Here is a 23,822-nt window from a genome sequence, read left to right on the forward strand (position 1 = left end):
ATAATCAAGACACCCAGCTAATAATCAAGACACCCAAGATTATTGGCTAAATATTGAGCGCTCAACTACGCTTTATTTACCCTTTCCAAACGGTAATTAAAGATGGCCAGACCAAGACAAATCCTCGTGAGTTTAGAAGATACGCCTTACTATCACTGTTGTTCGCGTGTGGTGCGTAAGGCATTTTTATGTGGTTTTGATAAATCCACTGGTGAGAACTTTGAGCATCGGCGTGAGTGGGTTGATTCACGCATTCTTGAGTTAGCGACCATCTTTGCTATTGATATCTGTGCTTATGTCGTGATGAGTAACCATTTGCATGTAGTGTTGAAAATCGATGCTGACAAAGTAAAACAGTGGTCAGATAAAGACGTGCTAACTCAATGGCACAAAGGCTTTAAGGGCACGTTACTTACGCACAAATACCTTAAAGAGGAAGACCTTAACCAGTTTGAGCTTCAAACGGTTAATGAATGCATTACCGAATACCGTAAGCGCTTAATTGATATCAGTTGGTTTATGCGTTCACTCAGTGAGCCCATCGCCAGAATGGCCAACAAAGAAGATAAGTGTACAGGTAGATTCTGGGAAGGTCGTTTCAAATCTCAAGCTCTGCTTGATGAAGCCGCAGTATTAGCCTGTATGGCCTACGTTGATTTAAACCCTGTTAGAGCGAAGATGGCCGCCACACCTGAAATCTCAGATTACACCAGTATTCAGCGCCGTATAAATTCAGCAATGAAAGGCGAGCAACCACCTGAGTTATTACCGTTTGTGGGTAATGAGCGACTCAATATGCCTAACGGGCTCATGTTCAGTGTAAAAGACTACATCGTCTTAGTTGAAGATACTGGTCGGATTATTCGAGAAGATAAACGTGGTGCCATTAGCTCAAGCAGTCAGGACATACTGAATAGACTCAACATCCCAGCAGAGAATTGGCTTAAAATCACCACAGAGTTCGGCACATTATTTAAAGGAGCTGTCGGAGCATTACCTGCCTTAACCGAATACTGTGAGCATTTAGAGCGAAAACGACGACAAGGCGCTGCAAATTGTCAGCGCTGGCTGTGCGCTTAAGTCACAATCCCCAATCAAATTACAATTCACCTTACACTTGATGACTATCAAGTTTTCCTGCTGTGCCTAATTTCGAAAAAGACAAGTAAACGAGTTTTTTATCGCTAATGTTTTAGTCATATCGATAGAAATAGGTGAGTTGAGTACATCGAGTATACCTCTCGCCAAAGCCATGAAAACGAGTTATGTTATTTGTTCAAAAATGGGTGGCTTCGTTTTTTTGGTGGCTTCGTTTTTTTGGTGGCTTCGTTTTTTTGGGGAATGAGCGTTTAAACATGCCTAAAGGCCTGATGTTCAGTGTTAAAGACTATATTGTGTTGGTGGAAGATACCGGGCGAATTATTCGAGAGGATAAACGGGGTGCCATTTGTGCAAGTAGCCAAGCTATTCTTAATAGACTGAATATTCCTGCTGAAAACTGGTTAAAAATCACCACAGAGTTTGGGGTATTATTCAAAGGTGCGGTAGGGGCTTTGCCTGCATTAACAGAATATTGCGAACATTTAGACCGAAAACGACGACAAGGCGTAGCCAACTGCCAACGCTGGTTGTGTGCCTAAGCAACAATTACTTAATCCCACAAAACCATCTTCCACTTGATTGATATCAAGCTTTTCTGCTCTTTTAAATCGACCATATTACTGATGGATTGGCCATCGAGTGCTAATTTGTTAAATCATCCAAAGATTCAACATACAAGTGGTCTAGTTAAGCTGGCTACTTAATTAGAGGCTAACCACAACTGTCTTCCTGGTATTTTGCAACTTAGCCATACTTACCGTAATGTGAACGATAGAGTTTTGAACATTAACTCTAAGAAGCTTTTGTCCAACAACGAGTTAGCCTTACTTGAAAATGGTGAAACTCAACTCTGAACTTGAGGCCGTTGAAGAAAATAGCGTGAGCTGGCCATGGCCTTTCCCGCACATCCATGTGCTTCAAGGCATTCAGACATCCCGTCTATCAGATGCCCGCTAGCTTTCGCGGTACAGGATGTACCATCGGAAGTGTTAGCATTTTCGAATAAGGCCGAAGACGGTTACAGATGAAGTCAAAAGCTAATAAATCCCCGTGGCGACGTTTTCGCTGTTTGAAAATGTTGCGGTGCGGCTGGGAGTTCCAAGAGGGAACAGCCGTTGGTTTCCTATTTGAAACATGGCCATATATGGCTATGTATTTACTTATGGTCTATTAATCCTTGCAGAACAAGCTATTAAACAATAAATAACAAGAACATAATTGTTAATAGGCTGTCGTTATTTATTACAAAACCTTTCCTAGGTGTTTTTCTCGAAATTTGATACTTTAGATAATGAATTAAAAACGGAGAGTCTTATGAAGTGTCACCGTGTTGATGAACTTATCGAGTTAATGCATCCTGAATGGCAAAAAGATTCGGATCTGAGCTTAATGCAATTCATTATTAAACTATCCAAAGAAGCTGGATATAAAGATGCTATCGAAAAACTAACAGATGATGTTCTCATCTATCACTTAAAAATGCGCAACAGCCCAAAAGATGAAATGATTCCAGGGCTAGCAAAAGATCAAGTGGATGACTTCAAAACGGCCTTACTCAAGGCTAGAGGTATAATTGAATAAAAAGTTACACTTTTATAGCAATATTACACTGTAAATTTGAGGCGTGTAGTTAAGTGGCCAATCTTATGTAGTTATCCACTATATTAATGATTCATACAAATAAGGATAGGCCGCGCGAAGCCGTGTCCTTATCGCAAGTGTTGAACAAGCTCGAACACTTGCGATGTTACTCTTTATTAAGTAAATAACAGATCGAGATTACGTTCTGTTTGAAGTGACAGTTATTGGGCTTTTTTTCTTGAGCCAGCACGTCCCCTTAGCACTATTGCTAATCATTTAAAGAATATAAAGATCAGTGTATTGAGCTAATTTCTCCTTAGTATCCGTTAAGTCATTTCCTAAGCCATCATTTTCAGTGTTAGGTGATGAGTATTAACTGTGTTGGTCGTTTGTGTATGCCCATAAAGCGCATAGATTGATGGCAACATGGACAACTGCGTGTCGCTAATCTGCGCTTTACCTCGGTCAATATTGGAAATGTCGCACCAGCAATCGCCAACATAAGCTGTATCTGTAACCTGAGCTTCTTGGCGATACCTCTGAACAATCCACTGTTTGTTACAATAGTCCCGCACTCGTCGTAATCCCTTAGGTAAAGCAGGTTGGAGCACTAACCATAGAAATTCAGTGGTAGGTAAAGTGCGTATTTTTGTAGACTTAGTTTGATGTCTTGATACTCAAAGCTGACTTGTCCATCGACATTACTAATGATGTTTTTGTCGGGAAGTATGCCGCGATAAAGGTAGCGCGATAGCTATTGTAGCGCTGGTAAGTCTTTGCCCACATGCTGGCAGTCTGCCACCCACTAAAAATGAATGAGAGTGGCTCAAGGATTATGCATAAACTAAGCGTTCTACTACTCATCGCCTGTCTATCTCAATTTATGTTGTACCTGCTAGGATTGGCAGTCAAAGCGGCTGATAAGCATAGGTAATACCAAGCGAATTCGATCAAACATCGTAATGTTTTATCAAACCAATTTATAGGAATAAGAGCCTACAGAGATAGGCATTTGAAGCAGCTGAAGTCTCACTGGCTAACAGGGATCAAGACGCTACAAGATTTAATCAAGGATCCACAAACATGCTGTTAAATTCGTGGGGATCCCTCAGGGTCAGGGTAGACTTTATTTCCAGCCCTTAATCTGATAGTCATAAAGGCCTATCATTATTCCCAAAACTGACAAAAGTAATGACATTTCATCTGCTGTTACTGACAGGGTTAGTACATATCAGATTGGCATTTTTTCCCAATACAAATCATCATGTTAAAAGGTTAGCTTAAACTCGTTTATTTCCAAAAAAACGCGTTTAAAAGTGATTTAATTGATCATGTCTGTCGACAGCGGTTAGCGCTATTGCAAAGTAGTCATTTTATTCATAACTTGGTATGGTTCAGTTGGGCTTAAAGGTTTTTTTATGGCTAGTTTTTATAGATAGTTTATTACAGGAAATGTGGATATTAAATGATTGATGCAGTTTGTACTTATGGTGATGAAAGGCACACTTTCTCAATTTTGAAATTTCAGGCGTTACCCGAAATAGAAATTGAACAATTTAGGCAATTTTTAGAATGCCCTGAGTGCAAAGGCAAAGCGTATTATCGTAAGAGAAGCTCAAACGGTAAAGCGGCGTGTTTTGGTTCTCGATATCATATTGTAGGATGCGATGAAGGCTCGCCATCAACGCAGCGGGAGCGGGAAGTTAGCCATAGTCTTGAAGTGAATCAAATTATTGCGGGCGCTGATATTATTAGTATTGATTTCCTATTATCAAAGGCAATCAAAAAATCTAAAGATAAGCTAAGCACCTATAAGAAAAGCACCGCTGAGCAAACCACTGCCTCAGTACTCAATCCTAAAGTAAATCCTAAGCCTGACATTAGCAGTCGAATAGACGCTGAAGAAAAACCGAAAAGTAATATCAAGAGGTTAGGCTTAGAAAAAATACTCAACAGCCTAATGCGGGGTAGCGATTTAGCCCAGTCTAGTACCTTGATTGAGCTTGATGCTGGTTATACATTCAAAGCCAAAAATTTGTTTGTTAACTTTGCCGATGCCGAACCCAGTGACAGCGTAAAACAGGCTAAACCTAAAATGTACTGGGGCACCATTTCCCATCTAGACAAAGAGCTCGATTGGTTAAACCCATCTGATTGCAACGATGTAGGCATACCTTTGTCTAAACATAAATCAACAATATTATCCCAATTTAACATATCCGAACCAAGACAACTGGAAGGCGCTGGGATTATTGTATTTGGTAAATGTTTTTGGAATGCCAAGAAGACGCGCAAAATAATCGAGCTGTGGAATGCTGAGCGGATATTTATTTCAGTATTAGAGGAGTAATGTAGTAAAACTTTATTTTCACCCTTCCTTTATCTTTTTTATCCTATCTTCATCAAAAAAGCTCGGCAAGCTTGCCGTCACACCACTAAGTGTTGCTGACAAAAATGAATCAACTTATTGATGAATGAGTTGTTGTTATGTCCGGTCACGCTTACAGGTTTAGCCTCTGGCATATTGTGTTGACCTTTTAGTCTATCTTCTCTTATTTGACGTCGGTCATCGGCGCGGTTAGCGACTTGTGCAAAATGTTGTCTCTGCGTTAATGTCATGCTGGCCAAAAGCTGCGAAAGGGCACTTTTGGCGTAGCAGCAGCTAGATTGGTTTTGGGTGAACTGCACATACTGATTCACTTCGGCTAAATGACTATTGGGTGCTTAATAGACCGAGCTGAGGGGGATTATATTTCACTTGATGATGACCATGTTCTGTTGAGTCGCTATTGCTTATACATTTGGTTCAGAGATTGGTTCTGTGATTGGGTGAGAGGTTTTTGACACCTAATTATAGCGATTGCGCGCAAACATTGTCATTCTGTTTTTTTTAGCCCGATACAGACAATCAACAATCAACAATCGATAACCGACAATAAAAAAGCCCAGAATCGCAACGACTCAGGGCTCTAGAGTAATGATCATACTTACCGGCTACAGCTAGTTACTGTGTATTGACTCGGCAGAGGCTAGATCCGCGCCATACGCTTAAGCAATAACAACCACAATATAGGCAGCAGTAAGATATAGAAAAACAATGCTTTGGCGCCGATATCACCATAAAACAGTGTGTTGTTAACAAATCTTACAATGCCCATAGGATCCCATGGCATGTAATGGCTATTGCCGTGCAAAAACATCGTGGCTACAATCATAATTGTGATGGCAATCCATTGTCTTGCAGGCTCATAGCTGCGCACCACAAAGGTTGGAATTAACGCGGCTAGGCCAATGCCAACAAAGTTTTGCGCTAAGTGCATTGCGGTAGGATATTGACTGCTATTTAACCACCATAATAAGTTGCCGGCAGCGGACTGGCCTATTGCCAATATAGTCAACGCATAGTAGCCAATGCTAATACACAGACTAAATAGTACTAATTTGATAAAATTCATTTAATTCCTTTAACACCCACATTCCATAAGATATTGTTGTCGTTATTTATACACTATCAATACACTATCAATACAGTAGGTTAGCAGGATAATAGACTGTTTGATAAGCGCTTATTATCTCGACGCTATTATCTCGACGCTATTATCTCGACGCTATCATCCCAAAACTATTATCTCGAAACTTAAGCTACAGATTAATTACTGCATTATAGCGGTCAAATGCAGCGTCTAAATCGGCAATCAAGTCGTCGGCATCTTCTAGCCCAATATGCAGTCTTATCAAGGGTTTGCTACTATCCCATTGGGTGGCGGTGCGAATCTTGTTAATGCCGAATATGCCTAAAATTAAGCTTTCGAAACCGCCCCATGAAAAGCCCATTTTAAAATGGTCCATATTTTCAACAAAAGCAGTCACTGACGCTAAGTCGCCTTGTTTTAGCACAAATGAGAATAGGCCATTGCCACCACTAAAGTCGCGCTTAAAAAACGCGTGGCCAGGACAAGTATCAAACGCAGGGTGACGCACGTGATCCACTTCTGGGCGAGAGGCCAACCAGTTTGCCACTTTTAGGGCATTTTTATCATGCTGTGCCATACGAACCCCTAAGGTACGTAAACCGCGAGCGGCTAAATAGACGTCATCAGGTGAGGTGGTTTGGCCCATTACATAACTGTTTTCACGTAGCTGTGGCCAGTATTGTTCATTGGCTGTGGCGGTGCCCATCATCACATCGGAATGGCCAACAATATACTTGGTGGCTGCTTGAATGGAGATGTCGACACCCATATCAAATGGGCGAGAGTTAATCGGTGATGCCCAGGTATTGTCTAGCATCACAATAATATTATGTTGGTGGGCGATGCGGCTGAGCGTAGGCACATCTTGCACTTCCATGGTGATTGAGCCCGGTGATTCTAGAAATAATACTTTGGTATTTGGGCGGATTAAATCACTAATGCCTTCGCCAATCATGGGGTCGTAATAGGTGGTTTCGATGCCAAACCCTGCCAGCATTTTGTTGCATAAATCGCGAGTGGGTTCGTAAGCCGTGTCAGCCATTAATAAGTGGTCGCCACTTTTTAAGAATGATAATAATGCGCTGCTAATAGCGGCTGTACCAGAAGGGTACAAAGCGGTGCCTGCGCCGCCTTCAAGTTCGCTTATGGCTTGTTGAAACGAAAAGTGGGTTGGGGTACCACGACGACCATAAAACATTTCGCCATTGGTTTTGTTTTTAATCGCAAAGCGCATCTCGTCCATCGTGTCAAACACCACGGTAGAGGCACGAAAAACCGGTGGGTTAATAATGCCTTTAGTGAATTTTTTATCACGACCTAGGCTAACAATTTTGGTCGCTAATTTATCGTCTTTACTCATATTGTTATTTCCATTTTTTAGCAGCGTCTATGGTATGTGCTTTAGCTAATATTTATTAACCAAATATCAATGACATGGATAAATGCGCTGCGGTGAGCGGTTTGCGATTGATTGTCATCCTAGCACCAACGAGCACATTTAATAGCGCCTAAATGCTGAGGTTGATTATTTTTCATCACTTAGCGGTAAACTGAGGCACATTTCGACCCCTTCGATGCCATCCTCTATGATGTTGGTTGCTTTAATGGTGCCATGATGGAAGTCGGTTACCAATCTCGCAATATACAGTCCTAAGCCTAAATGGGGCTTGCCATTAATGCCTTGAGGTCTGATTGACACCATAGATTCAAAAATTTGGCTGTTCATGTCTTTGGGCAGTAAAGGGCCAATATTACTGACTTTTAATATCGCTTGTTTTTGATATTGGCTCAGACTGACGGTGATGGCGCTATCGGGTTGGTGAAACTCAATCGCGTTGTTGATCAGTTTATCCATTAATTGGGCAATGTATTCAGCTACGCCATCGCAAAACATGGCTTTATCTTCAATGTGGACGCTAAAGCGTTGGTCTGGGTAAGTGATCTGATAACCTTGGATGCAACCGCTGATGACTTTTTTTAATGAAAAACGACAATTTTCTGCTTGAGTTAAACTGGCTTCTAGACGGGTTGCTTCACTTAAATTATTTAAAATAAGGTGCAATCGGCTGACGCCTTCTTGCGCACGATTAACGTACTTTTGTGATTGCTCGTCAAGTTGCTGCAAGCCTAAATGTTCAAGCGAGCTACGTACTACGGCAACGGGGGTGCGCAGTTCGTGTGACAAGCGTGACGACATGTTTTCTAAATAATGAGTGTATTGACCTAAGCGGCTGACAATACTTGAAAAGCTGCGTGACAAGTCGCCAATTTCATCGCGGTTCTTTGATGCCACAATTTGTTGTCTTACTCGGCCTTGGCTGTCGATAGCTAATTCGGCCTGGTCGCGCAGACGACGAATGCGGCTTGAAATGCTCGAGGCAAAGATAAACAAGGCTAATGTGCCCATACTCATCACGGTCAAAATGACGTTAAACAGCTTTTCCAGCGCGCGATTACGTAAACTACGAATACCGTGTGTGGTTTCTTCTGCTATCACCACTCCCATCACTTTATCGTCAATCCAGATAGGACTAGCCGCCGCCAGTACCACGGCTTTATTGTCTGGGGTTAGGCGCCATGTTGAGCCTTGTTTACCGCTTAAGGCTTTTTCAATGTGGCTACCAGTGAGCTCGGTTGAGTCTTGCAGTGAATCAATAAAATTTTGCGGTGGACGAGTCAATATTTTGTAGTACAGCGGCAATATGTATTGCTGTTTAAAATGCAGCCAAAGTGAGTCTGGTTGATTGACGTTAAGGTCATCGGCCCAGGTGTTAGATGATGAACGAATATCGCCCGATTTTGCCAATACGCGGCCATGATTGTCGACCACCCAGATCCGTGAGCTGTTATGGCTCATGCCTTTAATGATTTTTTCAATTTCAGGAGAGGGCACTAATACCGTGCCTAAACTGGCGACTGAATCGGTGGCGGATGTGCCAATAACATTGACCAGTTGACGGGTGTTAGCATCGTTAACATTATGAATCGCAAACCCTAATTTACTGCCAACCATATCGAGTGGCAGTCTAAATTCGATATTGTAACCTTTGTTTGTTGTTAGCCATTGGCCTTGAATGCGGACTTCTGGGCTGACGGGCATCGATTGGCTGGGATCGGCGGGTAATTCAAATGCGCTTAGCCAACCACTTTTACTATTGGCAATGATATAGCGTCTGAACTGGCCATCGGGTGATTGAGTTGCCATCACTAAGTGATCATTTCTATCAATCCGCAAACTATTACGACTACGAAAAATCAGGCTTTGGTCACTGACGTTAAAAAATCCATAGAGATAACCGCCATATTTTCCCACCATGTGAGTAAAATTAATCTCAATAGGGTCGGCTTCATTATGTTGATAAATAACATGTTCATCAGAGTAGTTAAGGGTGCGATGTTGATATAAATCCCAGTCAGTTAGTTTGCCATCGAGTTGAATAGGACCTGCGAGAGGGTAGGCATATAAGTCGCGACCTTTTTCAACTTGGTTTAAAAAGCTGGCTTGGTTGTCAAATAACTTAGGCCGTTCATGCAGGGCAGTCGCAAGGGCTTGGGTGGTGCCTTCGAGGGTTTTTTCTTGACCATAACGGAGGTACTTTTCCATTTCCCATACATATTCATACCCAAGCCATGGTAGGCAGAGTAAAAACAGCGATAAAATGACGACTTTGGCACGCAGCCCTATCGGTAAATTCATCTGTTAGATATTGTCCCAGCGGTAACCCATGCCATAAACGGTATCGATACAGTCAAACTCAGGGTCGATGGCGATAAACTTTTTTCGAATGCGTTTAACGTGTGAGGTAATGGTGCTGTCGTCGACGTAAATTTTGGCTTCTTGCATTAAATCTTGCCGGCTACGCACATGGCCTGGGTGTTTTGCCATTGCGTGAACCATCCAAAATTCGGTGACCGTCAGTTCTATCGGTTGCGACTTCCAATATACCTGAATACGGTTGCCATCAATGGTGAGGTGACCGCGCTCGAGTAAGTTGTCTTCAACTAGGCTTGAACCGATCAATTCAGAACGGCGAAATAGGGCTGCAATACGGGCCATTAAATGAGGGAAGCTGACCTCTTTTGATAAGTAGTCGTCGGCGCCTAAACGTAGGCCGCAAACGGTGTCAAAATCACTGTCTCTGGCGGTTAAAAAGATAATCGGTAAGCTGCTCGACATCGCGCGTAATGCTTGGCATAGGGTAAAACCGCCGTCAATTTCATGCTCTAAACCAATATCAATAATGGCTAAGTCTGGTAAACGTGCATTAAAGGCGAGCATGGCTGCTGGCCGATTTGCATAGGCTTGCACGCTATACCCTTGCAGTTGCAGGACATCTTTGTAATTTTCGCGGATAGCGGTTTCGTCTTCAACAATGGCAATTCGTTTCATGAGTTGATTTCAATCAATAAGCTGGTAAATGGATACAGTGCTGACTATACAGGATTTTATCGACCAAAAATGCCGTCAGCGGCAATTGCCATATTGTTGCCACATTTGATCGCCACATTGCCATTTTTGAACCCAAATAAAGCCATGTATGGGGTGTTTAATAGCGACATAGAGTTAATCAGCCACACATTAACTCATGTATTGATGATGACATTCATTTTTAAACTACCGCTAAAAGGGATTCTTTATGAAAAAGCAACTTATTGCCGCAACAATGATCAGCACTATGATGGTTTCAAATATGAGCTGGGCGAATGACGCTGACATTTCTGCTGAACGTGAACACACTGAAGAACTGGTGGGGTTAAGTTCTGGGATTGTACTGGGTGCTGTGATTGGCGGCCCTGTAGGTGCCTTTATTGGTGCATTAACTGGCACATTTATTGGTAAAACGGTTGGAGACGATGCCGAATTAGCCCAACAAAAACAACAGTTAGTGGCGAAAAATCAACAGTTGGCTCAAACCAACGAGCAATTAATAGCACTCAACACTAAACAGCAAACATTGGAGCAGGTGTCAGATAAATACTACCAATTACAGTCGAGCTTAGCAGAACAAAAAGCCAATCAACAACGAACACTTAATGAGTTAACTATTGGGATGCATGTGCAGTTTAAGACAGGATCGAGCCATATTGAACCGTTATTCGAGCAGCAGTTAGATAATGTGGCTTACATGATGAACTTGTCACCAGAACTGACCATTGATTTAACCGGTTATGCCGACCGCCGTGGCGATAATGATTTTAACCAAGCTTTGTCTGAACAGCGTTTGGCTGAAGTAACTCAATATTTGGTTGCACAGGGCATTGAACGGCAACGTCTGCACGGACAAGCTTATGGTGCTAGTTTGCCAATGCACCAACAACAAAATTTTGAAAATGACTTTTTTGATCGTCGCGTCACGATCAAGTTAATGGCGCCGGGTGCTGAATTAACCGCAAATTAAACTCACCACGAGTTAAATACCCAGTCAATTTTCTTTGTTGTTTTGAATATGACCCATAGGCGCAAACAATGGTGTTGCAGCCTATGGGTAAGGATCCGCTATGCAGCCGTTTTTTTTTGTAACACGTTTGTCAGTACATCATGTCGGTAAGTTGCTGTACTTATGTCTATTTATTGTTGTTAATGCCAGTTTTACAACTGTGCATGCATCACCGGCAGGATATCAAGATGACGATATCACCCAAGGCAGCTTAGTGTATTTTCAACAAGGCCAGGTGATACAAGCCTTGGCTTTGGACACGCAAGTCAGTATGAAAGTATCGGGCTTACTTAATCGAGTCACGGTTAAACAAGTTTTTTTTAATGACTCGGATCTATGGGTTAATGGGCGCTATTTATTTCCGTTACCTGAAACGGCAGCAGTCGATAGCATGGCGTTACGCATCGGTGACAAAGTCATTAGCGGACAAATCCAACCTAAAAAACAAGCGTTACACACTTTTGAAACCGCCAAAAAGCAAGGCAAACAGGCTAGCTTGTTACAGCAACAGCGACGTAACTTGTTTATATCAGAGGTGGCTAACTTAGCGCCGCACGGACAATTAGTGGTTGAGATCAGTTATCAGCAAAAGGTTGAATATAGCGATGGAGTGTTTAGTTTACGTTTCCCATTAGCGATTACCCCGCGTTATAACCCGCAAGATAATCATGGTGCAGAGCTGCTAGCTCAGCCTGAATTAATGGCCAACACGCAGATCGATACGCAGGTCAATATGCAAGTGAGCATTGATGCTGGTTTTGAATTGACATCCCTTAGCAGTCTGTATCATCCGATTAAACAATCTAACAAGGGTCATCTATACAGTGTGAGTTTTGCTGGTAAGCAAATTGCCGACCGCGATTTTGTGTTGCAATGGCAAGCCAATGTTGGCGCATTACCGCAAGCGGCAACCTTTTATCAAACCGGTAAAACCCATGATGAAGCCGGTGTTAAAAGCTATTTTGAAATCAACAAGGTTAATGGCACCGATCCATTGCAAGGACAATCCCATCCCGTCGACAACAGTTTGTACTCGCTGGTGATGTTAATGCCGCCCAGTGTCGAGGTCAGTGAGCAACATCTTATTGCTCGAGAACTGATTTTGGTGATCGATACCTCAGGTTCAATGTTAGGTCAGTCAATCACTCAAGCCAAACAAGCGTTGCCATTTGCGCTTGCGGGGCTGCGTGATATCGACACCTTTAATATTATCGAATTTAATAGTGACGTGAGCATGTTGTCAGCGACACCATTGCCAGCCAATAGTCGTAATATTGATCGAGCCAAGCGGTTTATTTATGCATTAGAGGCTGATGGTGGCACCGAAATGCGCAGTGCACTTCAAACCGCGCTGGTGGATAGTGTGCAGCAAGATTCTAATCAAACCGATATACGCAGTGATATGTTGCGCCAAGTGATTTTTATGACCGACGGTGCTGTTGGCAACGAACATGAGTTGTATCAGCTTATTAACGATCAATTGGGTGACAGCCGCTTATTCACGGTGGGTATTGGCTCGGCGCCAAATTCAGATTTTATGCGCCGAGCCGCGACTATGGGACGTGGCACATTTACCTACATTGGTGATGAGTCAGAAGTGCAGCAAAAAATTGAGCAATTGCTGAATAAAATTGAGCAGCCGGTGTTGACCAATATTGGCTTGCACTACCTTGATGGCAGCGTGCCAGATTATTGGCCGACGACGATTAGCGATTTATATCAAAACGAACCGCTTTGGGTAAGCATTAAATCAGCATCACATCAGCAGCAACCCATCATAGTGTCGGGCAATATTAATGGCCAGTATTGGCAGCAACAGCTTGATTTTGAAGATAACCAAGCTGCTAAGGGCATTGATTTGTTATGGGCAAATGCGCAAATAACATCACTTGAGCTTTATAAAGACAATGCCAGCCGCGACCGCGTCAATAAACAAGTGGAAGCATTAGGGATCTTGTATCACTTAGTGACCAGCCAAACGAGTTTAGTCGCAGTGGATGTCACTCCGGTGAATCCATTGATTGATAGCCCCATTGATGTCAAATTGCAGCCTCATATGCCCCATGGTTTACAAGCTGCACCGTCTTCTTCGCAAGTGTTGCCACAAACGGGGACCAGCAGTCGGTTATGGTTATTAATTGGTTTTAGCCTGCTGAGCTTAGGATTACTGCACTATTTATGGTTAAGACAATGCTTACCGGGCCAATTGTTAGTGATTGAATCAAATGAGTAAGTTGGAGGTAGAATATGCAGCGAACAATATCACCGGCCAAGCACTGGATTGTTATTGTGCTGACAAGTGTGTTGGGTTGTGGACTATTGATACAGGGAGGTTATATGCAAGCTAAGGCCCATTTTGCCCAATTTTTGATTGAGCGAGCATTTGAAAAAACCTTGGTGGATAATCAACCGCATAAACCTTGGTCTTGGGCTGACACCCACCCGGTGGCTAAAATGCGCGTGTTGCAACAACAAACCGATGGTTTACAACCATTGGGGAGTGACTTATATGTGTTAGCGGGGGCATCTGGGCGCAATTTAGCCTTTGGTCCTGGGTTGATGTTAGGCGGCGCGGCGTTGGGGGATCAGGGACATATGATCATTGCGGGCCATCGTGACAGCCATTTTATGCGTTTACAATACGTTAAAGTAGGCGATATTATTGAGCTTTATAGTACTGCTGGCGAACGGGTGTTATATCAAATAACCGCGACACAAGTAGTACATGAAACCGACATGGAGGTGCTTGCCCCCACGCCAGATAGTCACTTAACCTTGATAACCTGTTATCCATTTGATCAACTCAGCGGTAATGCTGAATATCGATATATTGTTGAAGCTAAACCCTTGGAGGCAAAACCGTTATACAGCTAACGATAATGCGGTTAATGACTTGCTGATAGTGGAGACTGGAAAGTTTGACGGTTTTGGACGTTCAGAGGCATGAAAGTCTTTAGCGTTGAAGCCAAATGTTTGATTGAAGGTTAATGTACAAATTAAAGCGAAGTCAGTGAAATATTATCGGTAACTTCGCTTTATCGTCAATAAAAAAGCAGCGCCCAAAAGGACTCTGCTTTTCTATTAGCCAAGCTGCCATTAAGCTTTCATTGATTTTTCCCCCCGGGCTAAACCGACCACACCTGAACGTGATATTTCAATCACCTTGGTCATATCGGTGATCGCATGGATAAAGGCATCAATTTTATCGCTGGTTCCGACCATTTGAATAGTATAAATATTGGCGGTGACATCGACGATTTGACCGCGAAAAATATCCGCCGTGCGTTTAACTTCTTCACGTTGATCGCCTTGAGCTTTAACTTTAACTAAGGCAATTTCACGTTCGATGTGGGGCGACTCAGTAATGTTAGCCACTTTTAAAATATCGATAAGCTTATGCAATTGTTTTTCAATTTGCTCAAGAATATTTGCATCGGCAATCACGGTAATATTTAAGCGTGACAAGGTAATATCTTCAGTGGGCGCAACGGTTAAGCTTTCAATGTTGTAACCGCGCTGAGAAAATAACCCCACCACTCGTGACAATGCGCCCGGTTGGTTTTCAAGTAATACAGAAATAATACGACGCATTAGCTTTTCTCCGTTTTGCTTAGCCACATGTCGCTCATCGCACCGCCGCGAATGAGCATAGGGTAGACGTGTTCGGTCTCGTCTACGCTGATATCAACAAACACTAATTTGTCCTTCATCGCTAACGCTTCAGCCAGCTTAGACTCAAGTTCATCTGGATGATTAATGTTCATACCAACATGACCATAGGCTTCTGCAATTTTGGCAAAATTAGGCACAGAATCCATATAAGAATGGGAATGACGACCAGAGTAAATCATGTCTTGCCATTGTTTTACCATACCAAGGAAACGGTTATTTAAGTTGATGATTTTAACAGGAGTATCATATTGTAGTGCCGTTGAAAGCTCCTGAATATTCATTTGGATAGAGCCATCACCGGTGACACACACTACGGTTGCCTCTGGGAAGGCCATCTTAACGCCCATCGCCGCAGGTAAACCAAAGCCCATGGTGCCTAATCCACCTGAGTTAATCCAACGGCGGGGTTTATCAAAAGGATAATACAAGGCGGCAAACATTTGATGTTGACCTACATCAGACGCCACATAAGCGTCACCATTAGTGAGTTTGTACAATGTTTCAATAACTTGCTGTGGCTTGATCCTATCGGTTGTACGATCGAACTCTAAACTCTTACGTGAGCGCCAAATTTCGATATCGCCCCACCATGCGGTAATAGCGGCAACATCATTAGTGGCTTTAGACTCATCAAGTAGATCTAACATACCATCTAGAATATTATCGGCAGAGCCAACAATTGGAATATCGACTCTGACGGTTTTAGAAATAGACGATGGATCAATATCGATGTGTAAAATGGTTGCATTGGGGCAATATTTTTCAACATTGTTGGTGGTGCGGTCATCGAAACGGACCCCAATACCAAAAATTAAATCGGTGTTGTGCATCGCCATATTGGCTTCATATAAACCATGCATTCCTAGCATACCTAAACTCTGCTTATGGGTGCCAGGAAAGGCGCCTAATCCCATTAGGGTGCTGACTACGGGAATGTTCAAGCGTTCCGCAAGGGCAAGGAGTTGTGCATCACAACCTGAGATAACCGCGCCACCACCGACATATAACACCGGCTTTTTAGCGGCCAGTAGAGCTTGCAAGCCTCGACGAATTTGGCCTTTATGACCTGCTGTCGTTGGATTGTACGAGCGCATTTTAACGCTGTCTGGGTAAACATATTCATGCAGTATATCTGGGCTTAAGCAGTCTTTTGGCAAGTCAATAACGACTGGTCCGGGACGACCTGTCGCGGCAATGAAAAAGGCTTTTTTGACCGTTTCTGGAATGTCTTTAGCATCGGTTATTAAAAAACTGTGCTTTACGATAGGGCGTGAAATACCAATCATGTCGCATTCTTGGAAGGCGTCATTACCAATTAAATTACTTGGCACTTGACCAGACAACACCACTAATGGAATGGAGTCCATGTAAGCGGTGGCAATACCTGTGATGGCATTGGTTGCACCAGGACCGGAAGTCACTAACACTACGCCCACTTTACCCGTGGCTCGTGCATAGCCATCAGCCATATGCACCGCAGCTTGTTCATGACGAACTAAGATGTGTTCTATACCAGATGTTGTATGCAGAGAATCGTAGATGTCTAATACTGAACCGCCGGGATAACCGAAGATATGGCTGACACCTTCATCAATTAATGAGCGCACGATCATATTCGCGCCAGAAAGCTTTTCCATGAAATAAATCCTTGTTAAGTTACCGTATGGTAAACAGTATCTTGTATACAACGACGGTAATCGTTTGAATAAATAAGTTTGAAGGGTAATTCAAACTCGAGGATTGAATTAACAGCAGTTAAATTCAACAACTTGTCCATCAGAGACTGACTTAGCTCTTCCTTCCATCTTATGTAAATTTATTTTTACTGCAACTACTTTAGTTAATTATTTTTCAAGCTTGAAATAGTTTCATGTTTATGAACTTATTTGGGGGCGGTATATAAGATGTACAAGTAATCGCAAGGCGCCATAAGACCTATAATCAAAATCTAACGGTTTCAGACTAGATAAACTGCAAATGTAGGGTGAGGTCGGTTAATGAACTCTGCCTCTGAACTGCTGTGAAAGGGGGGGGGTGGCAATGTTACTAAGAGGGCGGACATGGAATCGCAGAAATTTAATCAAGTTTATGGATATGAAGCTCGAGTTCAATTGAGTTTCAATTCTTACATGAAAATAGCCGCATTGATTAGTTTTACCTTTGCTATTGTGATAACGATTTTACTTCGAGCCGTGGTTATAATTGGCGCAGAGCCGGGTATTGACGGATCAACATTAGACACCTGGATAATGGGTTACATGTTTGTAGGCTTTTTTATTACCAGCTTGATTAGTTCAGCGATTTCGTTTGTTATTTATTCACTAATATGTGCTAAACAAAAAGGCCACAGAGTAACGGGTAGATTTTCCGTATTAGTAAGTCGTTCTGATAAGTGATTTGTAGCGTTAGATAAGCTATTCATGGGACTGATTTAAGTGAAGGGTAGGGTTCAATATTTTGGCGTTCACATAAGGACAAGACCATCGATATTAATGGCCTTATCCTTGTTTACCGCAGTGTTAGTTAGCCGGCATCATTTTTCGGTAAGGTACTTTGAAAAAACTGGCACACCCCAACTAATAATACTGCACTAAGCATCAACGCCGAAAAAGGCACTGCGCTACCGTCATAAAAATACGCCAGTAATGGCCCCGCGACAGCACCAAAACCAAATCTGAGGGTACCGATAACGGCTGTTGCTGTGCCAGTTTCTTGCTTGAATTTCATTAATACGATGGCGTCAGCATTGACCGACATTACACCTAGGGAGCCCATTAATGGGATTAGCATCAGCACGGTAAAGTGATAACTTAACTCCAGTAAATTAACCGCTAACAAGCCTGTTGCGGCAATGGAGCAAAAAAAGGTGGCTACATGCAACATGCGTTTTGACCCGAACCGAGTCACAATTCTGGAATTAACAATGTTAGCCAGCATCAAGGCGCCCACATTGGTGCTAAATAAAATAGCAAATAACGATTTATCTAAATGAAACACTTCCATGTAAATAAATGGCGAAGCGGTTAAATAGCAAAAGAAGGCAAATGAGGTTAATACGCCGCTAGATAAATTCAGTTTGACCCCACTACGGGAAAATACGGTGTAGTAGGCGCGTAAAAATGATTTTTGACTGCGCCCGCCTAAGTCCTTATCGCTGGGCATTTTAAGTTTAAATAACACTAAAGCCAGTAGCGTAATGGCATAGCAACTTTGACTTAAAAAGATCAGGTGCCAATCGCCGAGTTCCATAATCAAACTGCCCATCGTCGGGGCGAGTAATGGTGCCAACATCATGATGAGGCTGACATACGACATACCTTTGGCCGTATTGTCGCCATAAATTTCTTTAATATAGCCCGGAACCACAACCGTGGCCGCCGCGCCAATGAATGCTTGGGCAAAGCGCAGCATCAAAAACTGTTCAATACTGGTACTCAGTGCAATTAACAAACTTATCAATGTGAAGCCTAACAACCCAAAAATAACCAGTGGTCGACGACCAATTTTATCGGCCAGTGGACCAAAAATCAGCATGCCCAATGCATAGCCCGCCAAATAAATACTGAGTGATTGTTGCACCGTGGTGATGTCGGTATCAAACCCTAATGCCAATGTGGACATTGCCGGTAAGTACATGTCGATAGCGAGAGGTGTAATGGCGACAATGGCGGCAAGCATGGGGATTAGCATCGCTAAATGGGGGATACCCGCTGATACAGGAGATGAATTAAACTTTGATGGCGATACCACGTGAACCTCGTGTACTTTAGGTGTTGCTGCAGATAATGCTAAATCAACATTAGTCTACCATGCTATTAGGCATTTACTGAGGCTGATTTTGTAATGAATAATATAGGTGGATGGTGTTTGCATTAGAGTCAAATAGGGAATTTTTTTGAATACATAGGGGCAGTATTTAGGTCATTACCCCGCCACTCTAATGGGTCCAATCACTCACTTTGGTGAGTAACCGAATTTTAGTTTACTGACTAACTTGTTGTACATAATGCCAAGCCTAATTCGCTTGGCGTTTTTTAGTTTACAAAATATTTATTTATCACTCGTGAATATGTCGTAATTAATTTGAAATAAAACTATGATAAATGCCTACATTATTTTTATTGAGGTTACTGTGCTACTGAGTCGGTTATATGGATTTATGCCTGGTTTAGAGACTTTTTCTCGTTACGAGCGAAGCTGGCTTAAAGATGATGTTCGCGCAGGCTTATCTGTTGCCGCCGTCGCTTTGCCCGTGGCAATTGCATATGCGCAGTTGACGGGCGTCAATGCTGCGGTAGGTTTGTATTCATGTGTGTTACCTATGCTAATTTATGCCTTATTTGGCACATCAAGACAACTTATCGTTGGGCCTGACGCCGCAACATGTGCGGTTATTGCTGCTGTTGTCACACCTCTTGCGGCTGGGGATAGTCTTAAGCATTGGCAATTAGTCATGACCATGACCGTGATGACGGGGTTTTGGTGCTTGATTGCGAGTCGGTTTAAATTAGGTGTGCTAGCGGACTTTTTGTCAAAACCGATATTAATGGGGTTACTAAACGGTGTCGCGATTACCATTATTGTTGGGCAATTTTCAAAAATATTCGGCTTTACCTTTGATGAAAAATACTTACTTGAGCGTTTAGGTGGTGCGCCGAGTTATTTATCACAAACTCATGTTCCGACGTTATTGATGGCCATTCTCACTGTGATAGTTTATTTTTTGATGAAACGCTTAAAACCAACATGGCCAGCATCAATGTTTGCTATTGCTGTGAGCGGTGGATTGGTGTGGCTTTTTCATTTAACCGATTATGATGTTGCGGTGATTGGTAGCGTGGCTGGAGGCTTGCCATCATTTCAAGCTCCAGTATTTAATCTCGGTATTGTGCGTGAGTTAGTTATGCCGGCACTCAATTTAGCTATGGTCAGTTTTGTGAGTATGATGCTGACAGCCCGCAGTTTTGCGGCCAAAAACGGTTACGACATTGATGCTGACAAAGAGTTTAAAGCACTAGGGTTAGCCAATCTTGCTTCCGCTTTATCGCAAGGATTTGCCGTGAGTGGTGCAGATTCCCGCACCGCAGTAAACGATGCCAATGGCGGTAAAACCCAATTAGTGTCCGTGATTGCCGCAGTATTGATTGCCATTGTTGCAGTGTTTTTAACGGCGCCATTAGAATTTATTCCCAGCGCAGCATTGGGGGTGGTGTTAGTGATTGCGTCAGTACACCTCATTGATCTAAACGCTATTTGGGGTTTACGTTTACGCGATCGCCAAGCATTTTATTTAGCCTTAACGACTTTCCTTGCGGTACTTTTTATTGGGGTTATCCCTGGGATTACTCTGGCGGTTTTATTAGGCTTGTTTCAGTTCCTTCGCACGGTAATGCGGCCTACAGACCAAGTGCTTGGACTTGATTCTAAAGGCATTATCCGTAGCCTAGACAGCAGTGATAAAGCGGCTCCCATCCCCGGGATATTTATTTATCGATTTAATTCTCCACTAACCTATTTTAATGCTACTTATTTTAAGCGTCGCTTATTGGAGCGTTTTGCACGACAAAATCAGCTTGAAACGGTCGATTGCGTGATTATCGATGCTGTACCTTGCTTTACACATTTAGATTTGAGTGTGATGGCAATGTTATCCGATATTGACGTGTTGCTCAAAAAGCGCGGGGTTAGTTTAGTGTTGGCTGGGCGTAAAAGGCAATTATTGAGTTGGTTTGAACAAACAGAGATGGTGTCAGGGGATGAGGGGATCACTATTCGGTCTGATTTATATCTTGCATTGAAGATGCATCAAAGCCATATTGCGGCTAATGAAGCACAAAAGCTCGATAGTGGTCATACTGATGAATCAACGGAGATCGTATTGACACACAATTAAATTTATCCTTTTGGGTTAAATACTCTTGTGGTTTTTTGTTTAATTTTTTACAAATTATTTATGTTTACAAATAGTGTCGACGACGATGTTGTTCTATAACATCGCCAAAATAACTAGGGTATGGTAATCATACTTTGTAATGACGCCCCCTCGAAAATAATGGCCTTAATTTTATTTATGGGCCCTTGAGTAAAGTAAAAAGCGTAGTCTTTCTATTGGATGTGGCATGTATGGTTTCGCAAATAAGTGAAGCAATGCTGGATGTGATCGCCGATGCGTTAGTCGATAAAGGGTATATCCTTTTATCAGATATCATTCCTGATTATGTAAGTTTAGCCTTGCTTGAAAAAATGCAAGCTGAGCAAAATATTGAATTTAAAAAAGCGGCTATCGGTCGAGGTATAGAACAGCAAATCAATACTGAAGTTCGTTGCGATAAAATTAGCTGGCTGGACAATCAAGATCATATTGACCGAGAATATATATTGGTTATGAACCAATTGAAAGATGGCCTAAATCGACGTTTGTTTATGGGACTATTTGATTTTGAAAGTCACTATGCCGTGTATGAGCCGGGTGCGTTTTATAAAAAACACCTTGATTCACTTCATGGCAGCCAAAATCGTATTTTATCGACAGTATTTTTCTTAAACCCTGATTGGCAAGAAAACGACGGCGGTGAATTGATTCTTTATGATGAGTCTGATTTACCACTAGAAGTCGTTAATCCGAATATTGGTACCTTGGTACTGTTTTTAAGTGAACGCTTCCCCCATGAAGTCAGGCCAACAATGAAAACCCGTAATAGTATTGCCGGATGGTTTAGGGTGAGTAACGCCAATCACGGTTTTTAATCACTCTATTGTGATGAACGCCGCATTTAGCAAGCGCTTTTAGCTCGCATTTTAGCAACAAACCCAAAACAATGTTTTTTGGGGATGGATATAAACATTGTTGGTACTGACTGTAAATCTATATGCAGTTAAGGTAATGTAACCTTTTAACGAAAGGAGCGTTAATTTGAGCTGGATTAATAGGCAAGATTGCTTGATGGGTGAACATGTCATCTTAGAGCCATTATCTTTAGAGCATGTTCCAGGCTTAATTCTGGCGGCTAACGATGGTGAGTTGTGGAAATTATGGTATACACAAATCCCCAATTTCGAGGGTATGAAAGCGTATGTCGAGTATGCTCTAGCCTGTGAAAAAAGAGGTGAAGCGGTCGCGTTTGCGGTGCGTGATAAAATATCAGGCAATATCATTGGTAGTACTCGTATTTGTCATTGGGAACAACCCCATCGTAGGCTTGAAATTGGCTACACTTGGTACGCTAAATCCTATCAACGAAGTGCTATTAATACAGAATCCAAGTTATTGTTACTGCGTTATGCATTTAATACCTTAGATGCCATTGCGGTTGAATTTAGGACTCACTGGCATAATCATGCCTCTCGAAATGCTATTTCGCGGATGGGCGCCAAGCAAGATGGCATATTACGAAATCATAAAATTCAAGCAGATGGTACCATTCGCGACACGGTCGTGTTTTCGATTATTGAAACGGAATGGCCTCAAGTTGAACAGTTTTTAAGCTCTCGTTTAGCGCATTATCAATCGTTAACATTATCTACAAATTTCTAAAAATGAAGGGAAACAACCATGAACAAATCTGCTATGTGGATTTTTACTGCTTCGGCTATGTGTGTGAGTATGTCTGCATATGCAGAAGATGCTGCAGAAAAAGCATTTACTGATGAGTTAATAGAATGTGCTGCTTATTATCAAATAAGTTCAGAAGCGATTGGTGCGATGAACGCTCCACAAATGAAAGCGGTGGGAGATCGTTTAAAAATATCTGCAATTGATGCTGTCGCTATAGCGGGCAAGTATCGTGCACCCGCAAAAGTTGAAACAGATGTTAGCGAAGCTAAACAACAGCAAATTGATAAATTAGCTGGGTCGAATAATTTAGGCGCATTGATGTCAAAATACAAAGATAGCTGTAAATCGATTGTAACCAACCCACAAAAACGCTTAGATTATTGGACCATGGCGACCATGTAATCCGCTTATTTTTTGTAAAAAGACATAACCACGTTGAGGTAACTCGCGTGGTTATTTTTTTAGCCACAGCCCTTGTGGTGTTTGGATCATATGCCCAGGTTCGGCTGCTTCAATGGCTTTTTGTGCCGCGAGTGTCGCGACTTTATCAAGGCTAATATTATGGCGATTAGCGATGATTTGATAATAGTGTTTGCGTTTGGCATTAATGGTGAGTACTAGCTGTTGCGTTTCGGGTGATTCAATGACAACGCCTAAATAACCATTGGGTTGCTCACCCACTATTCTGGCCGTTTTGGCCTCTTGCAATGTCATTGCCCACGCGGTGGCACACCATAATAGACTGGTTAAGCATATTGCAGTTGCTAGAGTGAATGTCGATTTCATGTTGATCACCTCAGCTTAAAATAACTCATCATTTTCAAGTAGATTATTAAGCTCTTTTTCCACTTTAATTTTAATTTCATGCTCAATTTTAACATTTAAATTAATTACAATAGGCTTATCGGGTGGTTCTATCTTTACCGTGGGCGTACAGGCTGAGAGCCATAACGATGCCATTATGGTGCTAAGACTAACTAAATATATCGATGAATATTTCAC

General features: G+C 42.3%; 21 protein-coding genes and 3 pseudogenes. 13 read left to right on the plus strand and 11 right to left on the minus strand.

What is annotated here, in order from left to right:
* The first annotated feature begins 102 nt into the window (after positions 1-102).
* The 3 genes and pseudogenes from AAEZ02_RS17810 to AAEZ02_RS17820 all read left to right on the plus strand — a co-directional run bounded on the left by AAEZ02_RS17810 (position 103) and on the right by AAEZ02_RS17820 (position 2,682).
* On the plus strand, positions 103-1,080 hold the full coding sequence (locus AAEZ02_RS17810; RefSeq protein WP_351124267.1) for a transposase: 978 nt from the start codon (positions 103-105) through the stop codon (positions 1,078-1,080).
* A gap of 251 nt (positions 1,081-1,331) precedes the next feature.
* Positions 1,332-1,640, plus strand: a pseudogene (locus AAEZ02_RS17815) (transposase); the annotation flags it as partial.
* 775 nt (positions 1,641-2,415) lie between these two features.
* Positions 2,416-2,682, plus strand: a complete 267-nt coding sequence (locus AAEZ02_RS17820) for a YihD family protein (RefSeq protein ID WP_124011698.1) — start codon at positions 2,416-2,418, stop codon at positions 2,680-2,682.
* A 358-nt stretch (positions 2,683-3,040) separates the two neighbouring features.
* Here the strand turns inward: AAEZ02_RS17820 and AAEZ02_RS17825 are convergent.
* A pseudogene (locus AAEZ02_RS17825) lies at positions 3,041-3,487 on the minus strand (transposase); the annotation flags it as partial.
* Here AAEZ02_RS17825 and AAEZ02_RS17830 point away from each other — a divergent pair.
* A pseudogene (locus tag AAEZ02_RS17830) lies at positions 3,488-3,775 on the plus strand (IS4 family transposase); the annotation flags it as partial.
* Positions 3,776-4,147: 372 nt separating this feature from the next.
* Complete coding sequence (locus tag AAEZ02_RS17835; RefSeq protein WP_351076095.1) at positions 4,148-5,032, plus strand: hypothetical protein; 885 nt, start codon at positions 4,148-4,150, stop codon at positions 5,030-5,032.
* Positions 5,033-5,109: 77 nt separating this feature from the next.
* On the opposite strand, the gene AAEZ02_RS17840 is transcribed toward AAEZ02_RS17835, so the two are convergent.
* The 5 genes from AAEZ02_RS17840 to pdsR all read right to left on the minus strand — a co-directional run bounded on the left by AAEZ02_RS17840 (position 5,110) and on the right by pdsR (position 10,545).
* The gene (locus tag AAEZ02_RS17840) at positions 5,110-5,301 is read right to left on the minus strand and encodes a hypothetical protein (protein WP_351124270.1); all 192 of its coding nucleotides are present in this window, start codon (positions 5,299-5,301) and stop codon (positions 5,110-5,112) included.
* 410 nt (positions 5,302-5,711) lie between these two features.
* Complete coding sequence (locus tag AAEZ02_RS17845; RefSeq protein ID WP_101031983.1) at positions 5,712-6,137, minus strand: hypothetical protein; 426 nt, start codon at positions 6,135-6,137, stop codon at positions 5,712-5,714.
* 187 nt (positions 6,138-6,324) lie between these two features.
* Positions 6,325-7,515 carry a cystathionine beta-lyase gene (locus AAEZ02_RS17850; RefSeq protein WP_124011695.1) on the minus strand — a complete coding sequence of 397 codons (1,191 nt, stop codon included), beginning with the start codon at positions 7,513-7,515 and terminating at the stop codon, positions 6,325-6,327.
* Positions 7,516-7,680: 165 nt separating this feature from the next.
* Positions 7,681-9,852 (minus strand): proteobacterial dedicated sortase system histidine kinase, encoded by a 2,172-nt coding sequence (gene pdsS, locus AAEZ02_RS17855; RefSeq protein WP_351124273.1) that lies wholly within the window; start codon positions 9,850-9,852, stop codon positions 7,681-7,683.
* A 3-nt stretch (positions 9,853-9,855) separates the two neighbouring features.
* Positions 9,856-10,545 (minus strand): proteobacterial dedicated sortase system response regulator, encoded by a 690-nt coding sequence (gene pdsR, locus AAEZ02_RS17860; RefSeq protein WP_101031980.1) that lies wholly within the window; start codon positions 10,543-10,545, stop codon positions 9,856-9,858.
* Between the two features lie 247 nt (positions 10,546-10,792).
* On the opposite strand from pdsR, the gene pdsO reads away from it, so the two are divergent.
* From pdsO to AAEZ02_RS17875, 3 genes are all read left to right on the plus strand, one after another.
* Positions 10,793-11,554, plus strand: a complete 762-nt coding sequence (gene pdsO / locus AAEZ02_RS17865; RefSeq protein ID WP_351124276.1) for a sortase-associated OmpA-like protein PdsO — start codon at positions 10,793-10,795, stop codon at positions 11,552-11,554.
* Between the two features lie 100 nt (positions 11,555-11,654).
* Positions 11,655-13,826, plus strand: coding sequence for a marine proteobacterial sortase target protein (locus AAEZ02_RS17870; protein ID WP_351089124.1), 2,172 nt, complete (start codon positions 11,655-11,657; stop codon positions 13,824-13,826).
* Positions 13,827-13,840: 14 nt separating this feature from the next.
* Positions 13,841-14,467 carry a class GN sortase gene (locus AAEZ02_RS17875; RefSeq protein ID WP_351124279.1) on the plus strand — a complete coding sequence of 209 codons (627 nt, stop codon included), beginning with the start codon at positions 13,841-13,843 and terminating at the stop codon, positions 14,465-14,467.
* A gap of 222 nt (positions 14,468-14,689) precedes the next feature.
* On the opposite strand, the gene ilvN is transcribed toward AAEZ02_RS17875, so the two are convergent.
* Together ilvN and AAEZ02_RS17885 are read right to left on the minus strand one after the other, a co-directional pair.
* A complete protein-coding gene (gene ilvN, locus AAEZ02_RS17880) occupies positions 14,690-15,184 on the minus strand; it encodes an acetolactate synthase small subunit (RefSeq protein ID WP_101031976.1) in 495 nt (164 codons plus the stop codon).
* The gene (locus AAEZ02_RS17885) at positions 15,184-16,902 is read right to left on the minus strand and encodes an acetolactate synthase 3 large subunit (RefSeq protein ID WP_101031975.1); all 1,719 of its coding nucleotides are present in this window, start codon (positions 16,900-16,902) and stop codon (positions 15,184-15,186) included. The genes ilvN and AAEZ02_RS17885 overlap by 1 nt, the downstream gene beginning before the upstream one ends.
* Before the next feature lie 423 nt (positions 16,903-17,325).
* Here AAEZ02_RS17885 and AAEZ02_RS17890 point away from each other — a divergent pair, with 423 nt between their 5' ends.
* A complete protein-coding gene (locus tag AAEZ02_RS17890) occupies positions 17,326-17,661 on the plus strand; it encodes a hypothetical protein (protein ID WP_101031974.1) in 336 nt (111 codons plus the stop codon).
* Positions 17,662-17,788: 127 nt separating this feature from the next.
* Here AAEZ02_RS17890 and AAEZ02_RS17895 read toward each other — a convergent pair whose 3' ends face one another.
* On the minus strand, positions 17,789-18,955 hold the full coding sequence (locus AAEZ02_RS17895; protein ID WP_101034686.1) for a multidrug effflux MFS transporter: 1,167 nt from the start codon (positions 18,953-18,955) through the stop codon (positions 17,789-17,791).
* A 406-nt stretch (positions 18,956-19,361) separates the two neighbouring features.
* Between AAEZ02_RS17895 and AAEZ02_RS17900 the strand changes: the two genes are divergently transcribed.
* The 4 genes from AAEZ02_RS17900 (at position 19,362) to AAEZ02_RS17915 (ending at position 23,222) form a co-directional block, all read left to right on the plus strand.
* Positions 19,362-21,158 carry a SulP family inorganic anion transporter gene (locus AAEZ02_RS17900; RefSeq protein ID WP_372491500.1) on the plus strand — a complete coding sequence of 599 codons (1,797 nt, stop codon included), beginning with the start codon at positions 19,362-19,364 and terminating at the stop codon, positions 21,156-21,158.
* Positions 21,159-21,388: 230 nt separating this feature from the next.
* Entirely contained in the window at positions 21,389-22,012 is a 624-nt protein-coding gene (locus AAEZ02_RS17905) for a 2OG-Fe(II) oxygenase (protein WP_101031973.1), read from the plus strand.
* Between the two features lie 196 nt (positions 22,013-22,208).
* A complete protein-coding gene (locus tag AAEZ02_RS17910; RefSeq protein WP_101034684.1) occupies positions 22,209-22,799 on the plus strand; it encodes a GNAT family N-acetyltransferase in 591 nt (196 codons plus the stop codon).
* A gap of 33 nt (positions 22,800-22,832) precedes the next feature.
* Positions 22,833-23,222, plus strand: a complete 390-nt coding sequence (locus AAEZ02_RS17915; RefSeq protein WP_232772196.1) for a hypothetical protein — start codon at positions 22,833-22,835, stop codon at positions 23,220-23,222.
* A 51-nt stretch (positions 23,223-23,273) separates the two neighbouring features.
* Here AAEZ02_RS17915 and AAEZ02_RS17920 read toward each other — a convergent pair whose 3' ends face one another.
* The gene (locus AAEZ02_RS17920; RefSeq protein WP_101031971.1) at positions 23,274-23,606 is read right to left on the minus strand and encodes a YdbL family probable chaperone protein; all 333 of its coding nucleotides are present in this window, start codon (positions 23,604-23,606) and stop codon (positions 23,274-23,276) included.
* Between the two features lie 15 nt (positions 23,607-23,621).
* Positions 23,622-23,780: a YnbE family lipoprotein gene (locus AAEZ02_RS17925; RefSeq protein WP_101034683.1), complete on the minus strand. Its 159-nt coding sequence runs from the start codon at positions 23,778-23,780 to the stop codon at positions 23,622-23,624.
* Between the last annotated feature and the right edge of the window lie 42 nt (positions 23,781-23,822).

Source organism: Shewanella sp. T24-MNA-CIBAN-0130 (assembly GCF_040310185.1).
In the GTDB taxonomy this organism is placed as follows: Bacteria; Pseudomonadota; Gammaproteobacteria; order Enterobacterales; family Shewanellaceae; genus Shewanella; species Shewanella psychromarinicola.